The following is an 18,551-nucleotide window of genomic DNA, read 5'->3' on the forward strand; positions in this document are numbered from 1 at the left end:
CGGTGTGCGCAGCTCGTGGGACACGGCCCGCACCAGCTCACGCTGCATGTTCAGGGATTGCTGCAAGTGCTCGGCCATGTGGTTGAACGCCGCCGCCAGGCGCCCCACCGAGTCGGCGTCATCGGCCGCCACACGCACCTCCAGGCTGCCCTGGGCGATCTGCGTGGCCGCCACCTCCAACCCCGACAGGCGTCGCTCCAGCTGGCGCACCAGCAGGTAGACGATCAGCCCGATCAGGCACAAGCCCAAGGCGGCGATCAGCACCAGCAACTGCGGCGGGTAGGGATTCATCTGGTACAACGGGCCGATTTCCAGCACCCAGGGCGTGGCGACCATCCCGGCGAACACCCGGATCGAGTCGCCATCCTTGCCCAGCGCCATCACCGTGTCGCCCTCGTCGACGCGCCGGCGCTGGTCATCGTCCATGTCGGTCTGGTCGAGGCTGAGCAGGCGCAGGTCGAAACCGAAGCCCTTGCTCTGCTTGAGTTCGGCCAGGCGCCGTGGCTGCTCGCCGACCGGGTAACGCACCAGCTCGTCGGCCAGCAGGTAGATAGTGGCACGGGCCAGTTGCTCGCTGATCTGCTGCACCTCGCCGGTCAGCAGCAGGTTGTGCCCACGCACCTGGCGCAGCACCCGCGCCGCATGTGGCCCGGTGCGCTCCACCAGCACCTGGCCACGCTGCAGGCGGGTACGCTGGCTGCCATCCAGGCCGGACTGCTCGACCGGCTCCAGCGCCAGCGGAATCCCCAGCAGGCGCTCCCACATCGCCAGAGCACGGGTGCGCTCCACCTCGCTCATGGGTGCCAGGTTGTCGGCCATCAGGGTAAAGGTGCCGTGGGCCAGGCGCTCGCGGTACTGCTCGGCGCGCACCTCGTTGAGCAGGTGCAGGCTGAGGGCGCCCAGCACCGCCACCAGCACCAGCGCGGCGAGCATGCCGCCGTAGATACGCAGGAAGATCGAGTTCATTCAGCCTGGCCCAGGGCAGCAGCGGCCTCGGCCACGAACAGGTAACCCTTGCTGCGGATGGTCTTGATCATGCGCGGGTGAATCGGGTCATCGCCGATCTTGGGGCGAATGCGCGAAATTCGCACATCAATGGAGCGGTCCTGGCCGTCATAGCCCACCCCGCGCAGGGAGGTGAAAAGCTCTTCGCGTGACAGGGTGCGCCCGGCGTTGCTTACCAGCAGCCATAAAAGGTCGAATTCGGCGCTGGTCAGCTCGATGCCATCAGTGCCCAACCAGGCCTCGCGCAAGGTATTGTCGACCCGCAACGGGCCAAACTGCAGGCTCTGGCGCTCGGCGCCCGACGCCGGTGCCTCGAAGCGGCGCAGCAGCGCGTTGATGCGCGCCAGCAGCAGGCGCGGACGCACCGGCTTGCACACATAGTCGTCGGCGCCCAGGTCCAGCCCCTGCACCTGGTCCAGCTCGTCGCTACGCGCCGTCAGCATGAGGATCACCCCGGGGTACTGCGTGCGCACCTTGCGGCAGATACTCAGGCCATCCTCCCGGGCAGCATCAGGTCGAGGATCACCAGGGCCGGCTGCTCGGCAATGATACGCGCGGCCGCCTTGGCACCGTCGCCCTCCACCGCCACCTCGAAGCCGTTGGCCTGCAGGTAGTCACGGGTCAATTCGGCTAGCCGCTCATCATCCTCGACGATCAACACCTGACTGCTGGACGGCTCCACGGGGCACCTCGCTGGGCTTTTTATTGTGTGGGTGGCAGCCCTTCGACAAAGGGCAACATTGGCCCGCGATACTACCACCGCCGGGCGCCGGAAAAAGCCGCGCCAAATCGGCTGGACAAGTGCGTTTTTTGTGATAGGGTTCGCGCCCTTAAAAATGCCCCTGCGACGCATTGCCCGGGCAAAAAAAGAGTGACAGACGGTGGAATGGCGGTGAGACGCGGCCTACAAGGCTTTGCCCTGAATCACTCACAATCTACACACATGTTATCCACAGGGGGCTGCCTTGCAATACCCCTGATACCGCATTATCTTGTATCCCCAGCGCGACAAAACACTACATGTTGGGTTTTCACGAAAAACCCAAGCACAAGTCGAGCAAACAACTCAAGCCTTGCACAACGCTTTTTTTGCTTGAACTTTGATTCAAATTCGCAGCCAAACCGCTCCTGCGGAAGGCGACCGATGCAAGCCCGCCACGGGTCTTGTTTCGGGTACGGGCGTTGCAGGTTCAACCCCGTCAGCAACAGTTCTGGGCCGTGGCCCAGGGCCTTTGACTTCGGCCAGGGAGCGGCAAGCGATTGCCCCTTTTTTTTCCTGATCTGTCCGAAGCCGCTACACCCTGCCCTGCCAGGCGCGTGATGCGTTGGCGGGCCAGTGGTCGAGCTTTCGACGGAACGGTGGATGCCCACAAGGCATCTGAACAAACATAGAGAACGTGGAGACACCCATGCAAACCGACACAACTCGCGAGAACCCGCAGGCCTTGGCGCCGCAGGCCGATTCGAACCAGGATCTGGCCGCTACCGCCCCGGGCCAACTGCGCGTGATCAAGCGTAACGGCACTGTCGTCGCGTACACCGACGACAAGATCACCGTGGCCATCACCAAAGCGTTCCTCGCAGTTGAAGGCGGCACCGCCGCCGCCTCGTCGCGCATCCACGACACCGTAGCCCGCCTGACCGAACAGGTCACCGCCACCTTCAAGCGTCGCATGCCGTCGGGCGGCACCATCCACATCGAAGAGATCCAGGACCAGGTCGAACTGGCCCTGATGCGTGCCGGCGAGCAGAAAGTGGCCCGCGACTACGTGATCTACCGTGACCAGCGTGCCAAGGAACGTGCCACCCGCACCAGCGAAGACGCCTCGGTACAACCGCACCCGAGCATCCGCATCAGCCTGGCCGACGGCAGCTTCGCGCCGCTGGACATGAACCGCCTGAACACCATCATCACCGAGGCCTGCGAAGGCCTGGCCGAAGTCGATGGCGAGCTGATCCAGCGCGAAACCCTGAAGAACCTGTACGACGGCGTGGCCATCAAGGACGTCAACACTGCCCTGGTGATGACCGCCCGTACCCTGGTCGAGCGTGAGCCCAACTACTCGTTCGTGACCGCCCGCCTGCTGATGGACACCCTGCGTGCCGAAGGCCTGAGCTTCCTGGAAGTCGCCGACAGCGCCACCCACCACGAAATGGCCGACCTGTACGCCAAGGCGCTGCCTGCCTACGTCGCCAAGGGCGTGCAGTTCGAACTGCTGAACCCGGCACTGGCCGACTTCGACCTGGAGCGTCTGGGCAAGGCGATCAACCACGAGCGCGACCAGCAGTTCACCTACCTGGGCCTGCAAACCCTGTACGACCGCTACTTCATCCACAAGGATGGCGTGCGCTTCGAACTGCCGCAGGTGTTCTTCATGCGTGTGGCCATGGGCCTGGCGCTGGAAGAAAGCGACAAGGAAGCCCGTGCGATCGAGTTCTACAACCTGTTGTCGTCGTTCGACTACATGGCCTCGACCCCGACCCTGTTCAACGCCGGCACCCTGCGCCCGCAGCTGTCGAGCTGCTACCTGACCACCGTGCCGGACGACCTGTCGGGCATCTACCACGCGATCCACGACAACGCCATGTTGTCCAAATTCGCCGGTGGCCTGGGCAACGACTGGACCCCTGTGCGTGCACTGGGCTCCTACATCAAGGGCACCAACGGCAAGTCCCAGGGCGTCGTCCCCTTCCTGAAAGTGGTCAACGACACCGCCGTGGCAGTCAACCAGGGCGGCAAGCGCAAGGGCGCGGTGTGCGCGTACCTGGAAACCTGGCACCTTGATATCGAAGAGTTCATCGAGCTGCGCAAGAACACCGGTGACGACCGTCGTCGTACCCACGACATGAACACCGCCAACTGGATCCCTGACCTGTTCATGAAGCGCGTCTTCGATGACGGCAAGTGGACCCTGTTCTCGCCGAACGAAGTGCCAGACCTGCACGACCTGACCGGCAAGGCCTTCGAAGAGCGCTACGAGTACTACGAAGCGCTGACCGAGTACAACAAGATCAAGGTGTTCAAGACCGTCCAGGCCAAAGACCTGTGGCGCAAGATGCTCTCGATGCTGTTCGAGACCGGCCACCCATGGCTGACCTTCAAGGACCCGTGCAACCTGCGCTCGCCGCAGCAGCACGTGGGCGTGGTCCACAGCTCGAACCTGTGCACCGAGATCACCCTGAACACCAACAAGGACGAGATCGCGGTCTGCAACCTGGGCTCGATCAACCTGCCGAACCACATCACCGATGGCAAGCTCGACACCGCCAAGCTGCAACGCACCGTGAACACCGCCGTGCGCATGCTCGACAACGTGATCGACATCAACTACTACTCGGTGCCGCAGGCACGCAACTCGAACCTCAAGCACCGCCCTGTGGGCCTGGGCATCATGGGCTTCCAGGACGCGCTGTACCTGCAGCACATCGCGTACGGTTCGGACGCTGCGGTCGAGTTCGCCGACAAGTCGATGGAAGCGGTCAGCTACTACGCGATCCAGGCGTCCTGCGACCTGGCCGATGAGCGTGGCGCCTACGAGACGTTCCAGGGCTCGCTGTGGTCCAAGGGCATCCTGCCGCTGGATTCGCAACAGATCCTGATCGAGCAACGTGGCCAGAAATACATCGACGTCGACCTGAACGAATCGCTGGACTGGGCACCGGTACGTGCCCGTGTGCAGAAAGGCATTCGCAACTCGAACATCATGGCCATTGCGCCGACCGCGACCATCGCCAACATCACGGGCGTTTCGCAGTCGATCGAGCCGACGTACCAGAACCTGTACGTGAAATCGAACCTGTCGGGCGAATTCACCGTGATCAACCCGTACCTGGTCCACGACCTGAAGGCCCGTGGCCTGTGGGACTCGGTCATGATCAACGACCTGAAGTACTACGACGGTTCGGTGCAGCAGATCGAGCGTATTCCGCAAGAGCTCAAAGACCTGTACGCCACCGCGTTCGAAGTCGAGACCAAGTGGATCGTCGACGCGGCCAGCCGTCGTCAGAAGTGGATCGACCAGGCGCAGTCGCTGAACCTGTACATTGCCGGCGCTTCAGGCAAGAAGCTGGACGTGACCTACCGCATGGCCTGGTACCGTGGCCTGAAAACCACCTACTACCTCCGTGCCTTGGCCGCGACCAGCACCGAGAAGTCGACCATCAATACCGGCAAGCTGAACGCCGTGTCCAGCGGTGGCGACAGTGCTCCGGTGCAGGCTGCCCCGGCGCCGGCGCCAGTGCCTAAAGCCTGTGCGATCGACGAGCCGGACTGCGAAGCCTGCCAATAAGGCCTGATGGCGCCGCTCCCCTGTGGGAGCTGGCTTGCCAGCGAAGGGGCCGGTGAAACCACCGGCCCTTTTGCACAATCCCCGGGTCGGGCTACCCCGACCTCCCCGACAGGCCTTGCCTGCGGAAGCATTCCAAGATTTTGCGTGCACAGCAGTACCCTAACCGCGAGCAGCGCAACCAAGATCCAACCGGCCATACTCTTTATGGCCCTCAAGCAGGAGACCCATCATGCTGAGCTGGGACGAATTCGAAAACGAAGACGGCGAAGTCGCCGCCAAAGGTCAAACCGCCTCTCAAGCGGCTGAAGCGGGCATCGACAAGCTCGACAGCGCTGGCGGTGTTGCCGCGCAGGAAGCCCGTGTAGTGACCGCTGCCGACTCCGACGCGGTCAAGCGCGCCAAGGCGCCCTGGACGACCTCGACATCGCCGAAGGCCTGGCTGAGCTAGAAGGCTCTGCTGCGCGTGTCGCGGTCGATGAAAAGCGCATGATCAACTGCCGCGCCGACCTCAACCAGCTGGTGCCGTTCAAGTACGACTGGGCCTGGCAGAAGTACCTGGATGGCTGTGCCAACCACTGGATGCCGCAAGAGGTCAACATGACCGCGGACATCGCCCTGTGGAAGACCCCGGAAGGCCTGACCGACGACGAGCGTCGCATCGTCATGCGCAACCTGGGCTTCTTCTCCACCGCCGACTCGCTGGTTGCCAACAACCTGGCGCTGGCCGTGTACCGTTTGATCACCAACCCGGAGTGTCGCCAGTACATCCTGCGCCAGGCGTTCGAAGAGGCGATCCACACCCACGCGTACCAGTACTGCATCGAATCGCTGGGCATGGATGAAGGCGAGATCTTCAACATGTACCACGAGATCCCTTCGGTCGCGAAAAAGGCCGCCTGGGGCCTGCGCTACACCCGTGCCATCTCCGACCCCGAGTTCGACACCGGTACCGTCGAGACCGACAAAGAGCTGCTGCGCAACCTGATCGCCTACTACTGCGTACTGGAAGGCATCTTCTTCTACTGCGGCTTCACCCAGATCCTGTCGATGGGCCGTCGCAACAAGATGACCGGCGTTGCCGAGCAGTTCCAGTACATCCTGCGTGACGAGTCGATGCACCTGAACTTCGGTATCGACGTGATCAACCAGATCAAGATCGAGAACCCGCACCTGTGGGATGCCGAGATGAAGGAAGAGGCGTCGCAGATGATCCTGCAGGGTACTCAACTGGAGATCGAATACGCCCGTGACACCATGCCACGCGGCGTGCTGGGCATGAACGCGGCGATGATGGAGGACTACCTCAAGTTCATCGCCAACCGTCGCCTGTCGCAGATCGGCCTGAAGGAAGAGTACCCAGGTACCACCAACCCGTTCCCATGGATGAGCGAGATCATGGACTTGAAGAAAGAGAAGAACTTCTTCGAGACGCGGGTTATCGAGTATCAGACTGGCGGGGCGTTGAGCTGGGATTGATGTCCCGGGTTTTGATGCTGCAAAAGAAGGCTGCCGAAAGGCGGCCTTTTTTGTGCTCGGTTGGTTGAGGCGATGGAACATCGTTGGGGGGAACCGCAGGCTTTATTGCCGCCCCCTTGCAGGGCTGCTGTGCAGCCCTGGGCAAGGGGCCGGCTCCTACAGTGGCGGGTCGCTGAAGATCAAGCGCGCTGCGAATCGAAAAACCCATACAACGCCCGCAAACCGATCACGATCGCCTCGATCGAGGCGTCATGCTGCTGCGGCTGCAAGGCTTCGACCTGGTCGATGTTGTCTTCCAGCCCATGCAGCGCGATCGCCTCCAGGTGCGCCGACTGCACCGGCGGCAACGCCGGCCAGCGCGCTACCTGTACGCCACGCAGGTAGCCGAAGCACCACTCATCGACCACCACCTGCGGCTCAGGCTCGGACTCATCTTCAACAAACAACGGCTCGAAGTCATCACACGCTTCGTTCAACGCGCCCGCCACGTTGTTCATGTAACGCATCAACAACGCCGAGAAGGCCTCGGCTTCGGCCGGTTTCTTGAAGCGTGGCTCGCGGCCACCGGTCACCTCGGGCAACCATTCGTTAGGCGTGAGCCGCACCGGTGAACTGGCCAGCGCCACCAGAAAGCCGTCCAGCTCGGAAAGCGTCAGGATGGCTTCGTCGTTGCCGTACTTGAGCAAAAAACCATCAAGGCGCCCCCTTTCCTTTGCGTTCAGCGGCTGTACGAATGCTGTCATGGTTCGGTCCCTCGTCGCGTAGTCTCACTCACACACTACATTACCCGCACCACAGGTACCGTTAACATTGCTTCCCTCTCAACGTTTTGAAAGAAAATACCGGTACAACGAACGTGCGCCCTCGACAATCGAGTCAACGGAGGCCAGATACTCCTCAAGGGTCAACTTGTCGATTTTGCTGAAGTTCTCTTCAAGCCCATGCAGCTCAATCGCCGCCAGATGAGCCGCCTGCGTGGCGGGAAGCTTGGGCCAATTGGCCAACTGAACACCGCGCATGTAACCGAAGCACCAGTCTTCGACGATGACTACCGGTTCGGGATGCAGGTTGCTTTCAAGAAAAACCGGCTCGAATGCATCACCGTCCTCAAACAGTTCGACGGCAATGATGTTCATGTAACGCATCATCAACCCATAGAACACGTCTGCCTCAGTCCGCTTCCTGAACACCGGTGTTTGACCACCGCTGATAACCGGAATCCAGGCACTGGGCAGCACAACCTGAGGCGAACTGACCAGTGCGGCAAAGAAGCCATCCAGCTCGGAGAGCGAGAGGATGGCTTCGTCATTGCCATATTTGAGTAGCAACTTGTCCAGCTTTTCCTGTTCTTTTTCGCTCAGCGGGTCCAGCGGTGTCATCGGATGCTCCACAATCAAAGTCGGCAACCTATAGCCTGTCTGCCGCTGATTGCACTGTCATCAAACCGCGCTGGTAACCCATCCTGTAAACGGCACAATCACCAACGTACACACCGCCATCGACAGCACATTGCCGATGTACCCATGCATATGACTGGGTAAACGCTGGCTGATGGCAGCGGCCAGCGGCGGCGCCATCAATGCCCCCAGGCTTGCGCTGAGCAGCACCACCGCCCAACCACCGCCCAGCGTCAGCACCGCCGCCGGCACAATCGAAACGATCGGGATATACGTCGGGTACCACCCGCGCTGTATCCACCGCCTGCGCCATACCAGCACACCGATCAGCGAGGCCAGCGCCTGGCCACCCACCATCTCCAGCACCAGGTGCGAGCCGTAGGCCGGCCCGGCCGGTGACAGCAGGTACGCCGCCAATACGCCCAGCAACAGGCCCAGGCTGGCCAGTTCGTTGCCGAAAAACGGCGCCTCGCTGAAGTCGGCCAGCACCCGTCGAATCGTCCACTTGACGCCATGGTCCGGCCTCGTCGTCTCGATAGCCGGGGCCGCTGCCGGCACCTCGACAGGAGGCGTAGAGCGCACCAGTTGCGGAAACTGCCGACACAGCATGAACGCCAGCACACTCGCTGCCGCCATGCCGCCGACGTTGCCGATCACCACCGGCAGGTCCAAGGGATAACACAGGTAGTTCACCAGCAGCAGACTGGCCGGCGTCACCAGCAGTGCGCCCAGCAGCGCACCGTTGATCGCGACCTTCCAGCCGCCGCCGAACAGCATCACCATCGCCGCCGGCAAGGAAACGAACGCGACAAAGGTGGGCTGCCAGGTGCTGGCGCTCAACGTCCAGCCCCACAGCGCATGGCTGAGCAACAGACCCAGCAGCGAACTGGTCACCAGCCACGGCCACCGCCCCGTGCCATAGCAGATCGCAAACCCCTGCCACGCCCTGCCCGTACGGTGCGCCCAATGCGCCAGCGCAGCCCCCAGCAACAGCCCGATCGCAGGCAGTTCATGCTTGTAGAACGCCACCTCACTGATATCACCGACGATCCAGCGCAATCGTGCCAGCGGCTCGTGCAGGTTGGCGACCATGTGTGCATAGTCCGGCCATACGCCGACCCATGACGCAGCCCGCCCGGTGACCACTTCGATGAACACACCGGTGAACAGGGAAACGCTCACGCACATCAGCAGCAGTGGCACGAAGCTCGCGTCGCCCTTGTCGATTGACTTGTCCATGCCCCCTCCTCAGCGCGGCAGCGCTGGATGCTGGTCGTAGCCGAGCATCGCGCCATAGCAGTCGGTACGCCGGTCACGCGGCAAATCGTTGAGGCTGTTCCAGATCGGCGCACTGCGGGCCGCGCTGAGGTCGACGTCGGCATACAGGATGCACTCGTTCTCGGGGCCCGCTACCTCGCCCAGCGGCCAGCCGTTGGTGCCGGCAATCAGCGAACAGCCCAGGAAGCGCCCGCCACGCTCGCTGCCGATGCGGTTGGCGGCAGCGATATAGACGTTGTTGACGTGGGCCGCCGTGATGGTGAGGTAGGACGCCATGCACTTGCCGCTGGCATCGAACAGCGGCGGCGGCGTCCACACCCAGTTGTTCAGGCTGCAGATGATGTCTGCGCCCTGCAACGCCAGCAGGCGTGGCACTTCAGGGAACCACACATCCCAGCAGATCATCAGCCCGATACGACCGATCGGGGTTTCGAAGACGGGGAAGCCCAGGTCGCCCGGGGTGAACCAGAGCTTTTCCTGGTTCCACAGGTGCGCCTTGCGGTAATGCCCCAGCAGGCCCTCAGGCCCGAACAGCACGGCACTGTCATACAGCTTGAGGCCGTCGCGCTCGGCAAACCCCGCCACCAGGTACACCTGGTGCTCACGGGCAAAAGCACGCCAGGTCTTGATGCTGGGGCCATCGTCCAGGGTTTCGGCATGCGCATAGGCCTCTGCGCGGGTCTCGAAGGTGTAGCCGGTGTTGGCAAGCTCCGGCAGCACGATCAGATTGGCGCCTTCATGCACCGCCTCTTCGGCGAGTTGCAGGCCTTTGCACAGATTGTTGTCGCACTCGTCCAGCCCGACCTGCGGATCGAACTGGATGACCGCGATACGGACCGGGCTGACGGGGGCAGAGGGTGCAGGCATGGGAGCGTCCTTCTTGTTGTTTGAGTTGTCGTCTGGAGGCTTTCCAGTGGACAAAAAACTCAACAAGGAGGACAAGTCAGCCCCTTCCGACAGTGTTGCAAGGCCGCGCCCAGGCCTGTAGGAAAGCCTTCGCTAGGAGACCTCGGATTGCCCCCTGTAATGTGGGTAGACCGCCATGCTGAAACCGCCGTTGAACACCGCGCTGGTGTTGTTGCACAGATTGATGACGGCATCGACCGCTGTGCGCAGGCAAGGCTCTGTCCAACCGGCATCCACCGAGAACGACTCACCTGCCAGGTACAGCCCGCTGTGGTGCGCATGTTCACGGCTGTACTGCATCAGGCTCAAGGCATCGTAGTAGGTACCCGCCCGGTAGAGTTTGGCGCACCCCATGGCGTTGCGGTCGGTTACCCAACGTTGCACCCAGGCGTTGCGGGTATCAACGTACGGCGAGAGCGGCGCCTGCACGTTAGTGCAACGCAACAGGATCCGATCCAGTTCCTGCACACACTTCTCCACCAGCTGTGCATCGCTGAACGAGGCCAGTTTCGTCGCATCGTCCTCCCAGGTGTAGCTGAGCAGAATGCAGTCATAGACGTAATGGTCGTTATAGCCATAGGCATAAACATCGTGAATAAAACTGTCAATCACCAGAATTTGCGGAATGGGCTGATTGCATTGCAAAAAACTTTGTTCAACGGCGCGTACACTTTGCAGCGGGTTTCCCAGTGCGCCGTCTTGTACGCATCGATGATGCGCCGGGGCAGCCTGGCAGGGGTGAAGTCCTCCAGCCGAACCGACGTCTCGATCAGCCAGGAGGGCAGCGTGACGATCACCGAGTCGAAATCCTCGGTCTGCAACGCGCTCGACTGCGGGTCGCTGGCATGCCACTGGTACTGCACGCGAATCTGCCGATTCGGCAACTTGCGCAACCCGGTGACCGCGCTGTCAGTGAGCAGCCCGCTGGGCCGGGCACGCAGGTGCTCATAGGGAGACACCCCGACGGGCTCCACAGGCATGAACAGCAGGCACTCATCCAGCGCGGCCAGGCCCAGGTAGCTGGGTGACGCAAAAGCCAGTCCCCTGCTGTCCTGTACGCGCTGATTGGCCTTGACCGGGGCGTGCAACGGGATCCCGCCTGCGTCTACACGCCCATGCACCAGTTGCAGATGGCTGCTGAAACCGAAGATCGCGGTACGCAGCGGGTACAGGCTGCAGACGTCATAAAAAGCCCCCCAACTGCCATCCCCGATACCGATGGCGTAGAAAATGGCCGACTCGGCCGCGCTCATCCCCAAGCCGCCAAAATCGCCCGGGGTTTGCGGACTCCACGCGTCGATGGCAGGCAACCTGACCAGATCGCGAAACGACACCGCCTGATAGCGCTCGACAATGGCAGCCCACAGGTCTTCCCAATCCTCTCCCGCATAGGCCAGCGCCACCGTGGCGGTCATCCGCTCGGCGCTTCGCCGGTGCGATTGAACAACGGCATGCGCATGGCGCCCATTTCGAAGGGCGTGGAAGGGGCCGCGCCCGGCCGGGCACTGTTGACCACCGTCATGTGCCGGCCGCCAATGCGGTGCGATTTTTCGATGAGGGTGATATGCGTGAAGCCGCAACGCAGCAGTTCACGGGCGGCAGTCAGGCCGGTAACGCCGGCGCCCACGATGCAGATACGGTGTTCGGCACGCTGGGCCCTGGCGATACCACCGACCTGCTCCAGCAGCCTGCGGTAGTCGAAACACAGGTCGGGTGGGTTGGGGAAACGGGCCGACCAGCCTGGTGGGGTGTCTACCAGCGTGGCCGCGATGTCGGCGGGGTGGTTGTAGGTGGAACCGATGGTCATGGGCTGTGCTCTGCTTGAATGCGCGAGTACACAGCCTGAAGACGATGTCGGCCAAGCAGGTGCTACATAGTTGAGCAAACCTTACTCGGGCAGTTCCAGCGCCACCCCGCCCGGATGCTGCCTGAGCAGCCGATACGGCAGCACTGCCCAGTCCACGCCGCGACAATGACGCTGCACGCTATCGAATACCGGGTCGAACTGGATGCCCTCGGGGGTAAAGCGCCATGTCGGCGTCTGCCAGACCTGTGGCTGTGCATAGTCACACCCGTTCTCGCCCACCTCGGCCGCCATGTGCTGTGGGTACAACTGCTTGAGCTGCTCCAGCAACCAGGGGGCAAAGGTACGCGAGCGATACTCCATATAGGCGCCGAAGCTCACCGTGGCCAACTGCTCGGGGTTCGGCCCAGGCTGGTACTCGTAGTGCAACGGCTTGCCCTCGCCTACCCACAACACATCTTCCAGGGTCAGCACGTTGCCTGACTCCACCGCCAGGTTGAGCGGAACGTCGGTGGGCAGCATCGGCGTACCCTCGCAACTGTAGTCCTGAACCACGCTCACGCTGACCAGGGCGTTGGTCATGTACCGCGGCGTCACCGTCTGGCGGTAGTAAGCGCCCGGCCGCCCCAGCAGCATGCACTGGTGGTACGCCACCACGTCACTGGACAGGCGAGCGCGCAGCCGTTGGTTGACGCGCTTGAGCTGATCCTCCGGGTAGCCGTCTTCGACCACGAAAATGCCCAGCCCGGAAGAAGGCTCGCTCAGCCACAGCAGTGGGTAGCCGCGAAAGTTCTCAGGCTCGCCAGGCGTCAGCGGCAGTTGCATCAGCCTCAGGAACTCATACGGGGACTCGGTGTACTGTCGGCTCAGGAAAGGGTCGGCATCCCCCCACTGCTGCGGCAGGCGTGCAGGCAACAGATTGATCGGCAGGCGCTTGCCCTGCGGGCTCTGCCATTCACCTTGCAGACCACCTTGCGCCGCATGCCACAGCGCTAGCGTCGGCAGTGACTCGACGCCTGCATCCGGGGCTGGTTCGTGCCCCTCTACCAGGTGAATCTGCGATCCCTGAATGTTGCCGGTGAGCAGCAGGTCGTGGTGGTGCTTGGCATAGAAGTAACGGCCGCTGACGTCCTCGGGGACGGCACGGTTGAGTTCCAGCACGATCGCCTGGGTACCGAGGGTGCCGGTGAACACTTCGCTGTCCAGGCGCGCCTGTGCCGGGGTGGCTGCTGTCAGTGCCGCAGCGGCTAGCAATGCGGCGCAACATCCTTGTTTCATGGGGGCCGGATCCACTGTTCGAAAGGCAGCGATTATGCCGGGTTTTGTGCCCATGGGTGAGGGGCTGGTGGCAGGTGGTTCCCGCGGGGTCTGACGTCGAGCGAACAAGGCGCTGGATCTTTGTGGGGCAGTCCACGTCCAGCAGGCAACTAATTCAGTGGCCGCGGATCTTTACTCAAAGCCCACCACAGAAGTTTCCCCATGAGCGAGCACAAAAGCGGCAAAACCCCGGGCCTGTCTGCGGATGAAGAACAGGAAGTCAGCCATAACCAGCCACCGCGCGCAGCAGTGCTGCACGAAATCATCCGCGCCCAGGGCGACAAGGAGCTGCAACGCACCATCGCCGCGCTGTGGTGGTCGGCGCTGGCCGCCGGGCTCACCATGGGCCTGTCGCTGATGGCCATGGGGCTGTTCTACGCGCGGCTGCCCGACGGCGACAGCAGCCAGGTCATCGCCAGCCTCGGCTACTCGGCGGGCTTTCTGGCGGTGATCCTCGCACGCCAGCAACTGTTCACCGAAAACACCCTGACGGCGGTGCTGCCGGTCATGACCAAACCCACCCTGAACAACGCCGCTCGCCTGCTGCGGCTATGGGGCGTGGTGCTGTTCGGTAACCTGGTGGGCACGGTGCTGGTGTCCTACGTGATGCTGCACCTGCCGATTTTCGACAGCAAGACCGACGTCGCCTTCCTCGAGGTGGGGCGCAAGGTGATGGAAAACGAGATCGGCCAGATGTTCGCCAAAGGCATCATCTCGGGCTGGATGATCGCCACCATGGTGTGGATGATCCCGTCGATGGAAAACGCCAAGATCTGGATCATCCTGCTGATCACCTACCTGATGGCGCTGGGCGACTTCACCCACATCGTGGTGGGTTCGGTGGAGGTGTCGTACCTGGTGTGGGCCGGTGAAGTGAGCTGGCAGCAGTTCTGGCTGCATTTCGCGGGGCCGACCCTGGCCGGCAACATCGTGGGCGGCAGCTTCATCTTCGCCCTGATCAGCCACGCACAGATCCGCAGCGACGCCGGCCTGCCCGATGAAACCCTGAACAAGGGCCGCGAGCGCCCCCTGCCGGGACGACGTGACCCGACCGACACGCCCTAGGGGTGCTCGCCCGCCAATGCCGCTTGAGCCTCCTGCTGCTCGAGGGGCAACCACCAGGCCGTGGCACGGTGCGGCTGCAACAGGCTCACCCGCTCGCCCATCTGCGGCGTGCTCAACGGCACCTCGGCACGGGTTGCCAGGGCCATGATGCGGTCGAACGGCTCATGCCAGGTGTGGGTGGACAAGTCGAAGGTGCCGTTGTGGATCGGCAGCAGCCAGCGCCCGCGCAGATCCTGGTGGGCCTGCAGGCTCTGCTCGGGCTGCATGTGTACATTGGGCCAGTTGACGTTGTAGGCACCGGTTTCCATGAGGGTCAGGTCGAACGGCCCGTACTGCTCGCCAATCTGCCTGAAACCGTCGAAATAGCCCGTGTCGCCACTGAAGAACACCCGCAGGTCGGCGTCCAGCATTACCCAGGACGCCCATAGCGTACGGTTGCTGTCGAGCAGGCCACGCCCGGAAAAATGCTGCGCCGGGGTGGCCACGAAACGAATGCCCGCCACTTCGGTCGCCTGCCACCAGTCGAGCTGGCGCACCTTGTCGGCGGGCACCCCCCACTCGATCAGCGTGTCACCCACCCCCAGCGGGGCCAGGAAGAGTTCGGTGCGATCGGCCAGGGCACGTATCGCGTGGGCGTCCAGGTGGTCGTAATGGTCGTGCGAGAGAATGACCGCGGTAATCGGCGGCAGGTGTTCCAGCGCCAGCGGTGGCTGATGAAAGCGCTGCGGGCCGGCCCACTGCACCGGCGAGGCGCGCTCGGCGAACACCGGGTCGGTGATGAAGAAGCGATTGCGCCACTTGAGCAGTACGGTCGAATGCCCCAGGCGCCACAGGCTGTGATCGGGCGCGGCGAGCAAGGCGGCCTGGCTCAGCGGTTGCACGGGGATCGTTGCGCTGGGGCGCGTGCCGGCCGGCTTGCTCAGCAGCAGAAACTTGAGGCCGATGCGCAATTTTTTCAGCAGGCCGTCACGCGGCAGTTCAGCCTGGTTGCGGTAACGCCCCTCCTGCTGCTGCGCAGGTTGCGTGGCGTGCGAAGTCAGGGAAGCCATCAGTAGCAGTACTCCAGCAAGTCGTATCAGTTGCATGCGCGTAGCCCGTACCAACCTTGAAATGGCCCGCAAGGCCATTCTTGAACAGGCCGGGACTGTTCAAAATATTCATCAAAATCATGCGATGAATGGCGCGTCAGGCAGATCGGCAAATCATGACTCAAACTAACAGCGGCAAGGGACTTTCATTTGTCAGGAGAATTTACCTGCCGCGCATCATCGGCTCGGGCCTCGGCCTGGTCAGCGTACTCTGCGGCCTGTTGCCCCTGGGCGTAGCGCCTTGGGTGCTGGTCCTGGTGGTGTTCAACGGGCTGGTCTGGCCGCACCTGGCCTATCGATTGGGGCTGAGGTCGCGTTCGCCTTACCAGGCCGAGCGGCGCAACTTGCTGGTCGACTCGCTGATGGGCGGTTTCTGGGCCGCCACGGTGCAGTTCAACCCGCTGATCAGTGTCACCATTCTGGCCATGATGAGCATGAACAACGTCGCCGCCGGGGGCCAGCGCCTGTTCATCCAGGGCATGCTGGCCCAAGGCACAGGCATGCTGGTGTCGATCGCGCTGCTGGGCCCCGGCCTGCAACTGACCACCAGTGCGGTGCAGGTGTACGCCTGCCTGCCCATGCTGACCCTGTACCCGCTGGCGCTGGGCTGGGTGTGTTATCGCCTGGCGATCAAGCTGTCCGAGCACAAACTCAGCCTCAGCGCACTCAGCCGCACCGACAGCCTCACCGGCCTGCTCAACCACGGTTCCTGGAAAGACCTGCTGCAACTGCGCTTCCAGCTGTGCCAACAACACCATGGCCAGGCGGTGATCGCGGTGATCGATATCGATCACTTCAAGGCCATCAACGACACCTTCGGCCATGTGGTCGGCGACTGCGTGCTGCGCCAGCTCAGCGCGCAGCTCAAGCACAACCTGCGCGACGATGACCTGGCCGGGCGTTACGGCGGCGACGAGTTCGGCGTGATCTTGCCAGCCAGTACCCTGGAGCAGGCAAGCCAGGCCATGGAACGCCTGCGCCAGCGGGTCAGTGACTACCGCAACGAACAACTGCCGCAGCTACGCATCAGCCTGAGCATCGGCCTGGCCAGTTTCGAGCCGCACTTCAGCGACCCCATCACCTGGCTCGATGCGGCCGACCAGGCGCTGTACACCGCCAAGCGCGAGGGCCGCAACCGCGTCAGCAGTGCCCGTGCCGACGTGGTGCCCTTGCGCCTGGCCTACCCCGACTGAGGCTCAGGCCAGCCCAAGCCGCGTGCGCACCAGCGTCAGCAGGCGTGGCCCGACCTCATCGAAGCCCTTGTTCTGCGCCACGATCTGCACCCCTTCGAGCAATAGCGTAAGTTCGAACGCTGCCTGCTCCGGCGCCGCCAACCCTGCCTCGAGGCACAGCTGCTGCAAGTGCGCCGCCTGGCGCCGCTTGTGCGCCTCGATCAGCGTGCGCGCCGGGCTGTCGCGCACGGGCAGTTCGGCCAGGGCATTGGTGAACGCGCAACCCCGGTGCGAGGACAGCACTGGCTCCTCTACCAGAAACTCGGCGAACCCCAGGATCTGCAGCGCCGGCTGGCCCGCATGCTGCGCGCACAGCTGCGCCCACAGCGCGTCATAGTCCTCGATCATGCGCTGCAGCCACTCCAGCACCAGCGCATCCTTGGACTCGAAATGCCGATACACGGTCATCTTGGTGGTTTGGGCCGTAGCCGCAATCGCATCGACCGTCACACGGCTGATGCCCTCATTGAAAAACAGCGCCTGGGCGGCCTCCAGCACCCGGTCGCGCGGGGCCAGCCGAGGGATTGGTTTTTCACGCATGCAAGACTCCAGTTGACGACGATACCAATCGGTATCAATCTATACTTACCGGTATCGATCGATACCATGGAGTATTCTACCTGCAACCGGAGCCGTTAATGAAACTTGCTGACTACACCGCACACGACGCCATCGGCCTTGCCGGCTTGATCCGCCAGGGCGAGGTCACTGCTGGCGAGGTGATCGACGCGGCCCACCGTGCAATTGCCCAGGTGAACCCGACGCTCAACACACTTGCCGAACACTGGCAGGACGAGCCCGTACCTGACGCTGGCGAGGGGCCGTTGCACGGCGTGCCGTTTCTGATCAAGGACCTGGCGATCAGCATGCAGGGCCGCGCGCATGAATTCGGCAGCCAACTGGCAGTGGGGCTGCGCAGCGAGGCCGATTCGTTCCTGATGCGGCGTTTTCGCGAGGCCGGGCTGGTAACCCTGGGCCGCACCACGGTGCCGGAACTGGCCATCAGCACCACCACCGAATCACGCTTCAGCGGCCCTACCCGCAACCCGTGGGATGTCAGCCGCAGCGCAGGTGGCTCCAGCGGCGGTTCGGCCGCGGCAGTGGCGGCCGGCATGGTGCCGGCGGCACATGCCACCGATGGCGGTGGCTCGATCCGGGTACCGGCAGCAGCATGCGGGTTGTTCGGCCTCAAGCCGGGCCGTGGGCTGATTTCGATGGGGCCGTATCTGGATGAAGCATGGAATGGCCTGGCCGTGCAGGGTGTGCTGAGTCGTACCGTACGTGACAGTGCGCTGCTGCTGGAGCGTATGGCAGGTGCAGAGGCCGGTGACCCGTTCAGCCTGTCGGCGCCCGTCGACGGTTACCTGTCGGCACTGCAAAAACCGCCTCGCCCGCTGAAGATCGCGCTGCTGATGCACCCGCTCAATGGTCAGCGCAGCGCGCCGATGATGGTCACTGCGGTGCAAACCGTTGCCAAGATGCTGGAACAGCTGGGTCATCGCTGCGAAGCAGTGACACTGGACATTGGCCTGGCGTGGGAGGCGTTCGTCGAACTCAATGCCGCGTTCTGGGCCAGCAATACGGCCGCCTGGCTGGAGGCGCTGAGCGCGCAAACCGGGCGGGCGCTGAATGCCGATCACCTGGAGCCGGCCACCCTGGCCCTGCATGTCCACGGCCGCCAGATGAGCGCCTGC

12 protein-coding genes and 3 pseudogenes are annotated in these 18,551 nt (G+C 63.0%); 5 read left to right on the forward strand and 10 right to left on the reverse strand.

The window, feature by feature from the left end; translation table 11 throughout:
* Together G3436_RS19150 and G3436_RS19155 are read right to left on the reverse strand one after the other, a co-directional pair.
* The coding region (locus G3436_RS19150; RefSeq protein WP_163948098.1) for a HAMP domain-containing protein at positions 1-966 on the reverse strand (966 nt) is incomplete at its 3' end.
* Positions 963-1,687: pseudogene (locus G3436_RS19155) on the reverse strand (response regulator). The pseudogene G3436_RS19155 and the gene G3436_RS19150, both read right to left, overlap by 4 nt.
* A gap of 727 nt (positions 1,688-2,414) precedes the next feature.
* Here G3436_RS19155 and G3436_RS19160 point away from each other — a divergent pair.
* Together G3436_RS19160 and G3436_RS19165 are read left to right on the forward strand one after the other, a co-directional pair.
* Positions 2,415-5,294: a ribonucleoside-diphosphate reductase subunit alpha gene (locus G3436_RS19160; RefSeq protein WP_163948101.1), complete on the forward strand. Its 2,880-nt coding sequence runs from the start codon at positions 2,415-2,417 to the stop codon at positions 5,292-5,294.
* Between the two features lie 229 nt (positions 5,295-5,523).
* Positions 5,524-6,770 (forward strand): annotated as a pseudogene (locus G3436_RS19165) (ribonucleotide-diphosphate reductase subunit beta).
* Between the two features lie 179 nt (positions 6,771-6,949).
* Here G3436_RS19165 and G3436_RS19170 read toward each other — a convergent pair.
* From G3436_RS19170 to G3436_RS19195, 6 genes and pseudogenes are all read right to left on the reverse strand, one after another.
* Complete coding sequence (locus G3436_RS19170; protein ID WP_163948103.1) at positions 6,950-7,513, reverse strand: UPF0149 family protein; 564 nt, start codon at positions 7,511-7,513, stop codon at positions 6,950-6,952.
* 78 nt (positions 7,514-7,591) lie between these two features.
* A complete protein-coding gene (locus G3436_RS19175; RefSeq protein ID WP_163948105.1) occupies positions 7,592-8,149 on the reverse strand; it encodes a UPF0149 family protein in 558 nt (185 codons plus the stop codon).
* 60 nt (positions 8,150-8,209) lie between these two features.
* Positions 8,210-9,355, reverse strand: a complete 1,146-nt coding sequence (locus G3436_RS19180) for a hypothetical protein (RefSeq protein WP_420801229.1) — start codon at positions 9,353-9,355, stop codon at positions 8,210-8,212.
* 60 nt (positions 9,356-9,415) lie between these two features.
* The gene (locus tag G3436_RS19185) at positions 9,416-10,312 is read right to left on the reverse strand and encodes a nitrilase family protein (RefSeq protein WP_163948111.1); all 897 of its coding nucleotides are present in this window, start codon (positions 10,310-10,312) and stop codon (positions 9,416-9,418) included.
* Between the two features lie 132 nt (positions 10,313-10,444).
* Positions 10,445-12,158: pseudogene (locus G3436_RS19190) on the reverse strand (flavin monoamine oxidase family protein).
* Positions 12,159-12,239: 81 nt separating this feature from the next.
* Complete coding sequence (locus G3436_RS19195; RefSeq protein ID WP_163948114.1) at positions 12,240-13,433, reverse strand: hypothetical protein; 1,194 nt, start codon at positions 13,431-13,433, stop codon at positions 12,240-12,242.
* A gap of 201 nt (positions 13,434-13,634) precedes the next feature.
* Between G3436_RS19195 and G3436_RS19200 the strand changes: the two genes are divergently transcribed.
* Positions 13,635-14,537: a formate/nitrite transporter family protein gene (locus G3436_RS19200; RefSeq protein WP_163948117.1), complete on the forward strand. Its 903-nt coding sequence runs from the start codon at positions 13,635-13,637 to the stop codon at positions 14,535-14,537.
* Here G3436_RS19200 and G3436_RS19205 read toward each other — a convergent pair.
* Positions 14,534-15,622: an MBL fold metallo-hydrolase gene (locus G3436_RS19205; protein WP_163948120.1), complete on the reverse strand. Its 1,089-nt coding sequence runs from the start codon at positions 15,620-15,622 to the stop codon at positions 14,534-14,536. The two genes, G3436_RS19200 and G3436_RS19205, sit on opposite strands and share 4 nt — an antisense overlap.
* A 119-nt stretch (positions 15,623-15,741) precedes the next feature.
* Between G3436_RS19205 and G3436_RS19210 the strand changes: the two genes are divergently transcribed.
* Entirely contained in the window at positions 15,742-16,818 is a 1,077-nt protein-coding gene (locus tag G3436_RS19210) for a diguanylate cyclase (RefSeq protein WP_163948123.1), read from the forward strand.
* Between the two features lie 3 nt (positions 16,819-16,821).
* Here the strand turns inward: G3436_RS19210 and G3436_RS19215 are convergent, their stop codons facing one another.
* Positions 16,822-17,397 (reverse strand): TetR/AcrR family transcriptional regulator, encoded by a 576-nt coding sequence (locus G3436_RS19215; RefSeq protein ID WP_163948127.1) that lies wholly within the window; start codon positions 17,395-17,397, stop codon positions 16,822-16,824.
* Between the two features lie 98 nt (positions 17,398-17,495).
* Between G3436_RS19215 and G3436_RS19220 the strand changes: the two genes are divergently transcribed.
* Positions 17,496-18,551, forward strand: a 1,056-nt coding sequence (locus G3436_RS19220; protein ID WP_163948159.1) for an amidase, incomplete at its 3' end; no start/stop codon positions are given.

It is taken from the genome of Pseudomonas brassicae (genome assembly GCF_010671725.1).
Taxonomy (GTDB): domain Bacteria; phylum Pseudomonadota; class Gammaproteobacteria; order Pseudomonadales; family Pseudomonadaceae; genus Aquipseudomonas; species Aquipseudomonas brassicae.

What these genes read in the sequence shown, in the direction of transcription:
- G3436_RS19160 (WP_163948101.1), top strand. Translation starts at nt 2,415, where the DNA reads ATGCAAACCGACACAACTCGCGAGAACCCGCAGGCCTTGGCGCCGCAG.
- G3436_RS19205 (WP_163948120.1), bottom strand. Translation starts at nt 15,622, where the DNA reads ATGCAACTGATACGACTTGCTGGAGTACTGCTACTGATGGCTTCCCTG.
- G3436_RS19180 (WP_420801229.1), bottom strand. Translation starts at nt 9,355, where the DNA reads ATGTGCGTGAGCGTTTCCCTGTTCACCGGTGTGTTCATCGAAGTGGTC.
- G3436_RS19200 (WP_163948117.1), top strand. Translation starts at nt 13,635, where the DNA reads ATGAGCGAGCACAAAAGCGGCAAAACCCCGGGCCTGTCTGCGGATGAA.
- G3436_RS19215 (WP_163948127.1), bottom strand. Translation starts at nt 17,397, where the DNA reads ATGCGTGAAAAACCAATCCCTCGGCTGGCCCCGCGCGACCGGGTGCTG.
- G3436_RS19185 (WP_163948111.1), bottom strand. Translation starts at nt 10,312, where the DNA reads ATGCCTGCACCCTCTGCCCCCGTCAGCCCGGTCCGTATCGCGGTCATC.
- G3436_RS19175 (WP_163948105.1), bottom strand. Translation starts at nt 8,149, where the DNA reads ATGACACCGCTGGACCCGCTGAGCGAAAAAGAACAGGAAAAGCTGGAC.
- G3436_RS19210 (WP_163948123.1), top strand. Translation starts at nt 15,742, where the DNA reads ATGACTCAAACTAACAGCGGCAAGGGACTTTCATTTGTCAGGAGAATT.
- G3436_RS19195 (WP_163948114.1), bottom strand. Translation starts at nt 13,433, where the DNA reads ATGAAACAAGGATGTTGCGCCGCATTGCTAGCCGCTGCGGCACTGACA.
- G3436_RS19170 (WP_163948103.1), bottom strand. Translation starts at nt 7,513, where the DNA reads ATGACAGCATTCGTACAGCCGCTGAACGCAAAGGAAAGGGGGCGCCTT.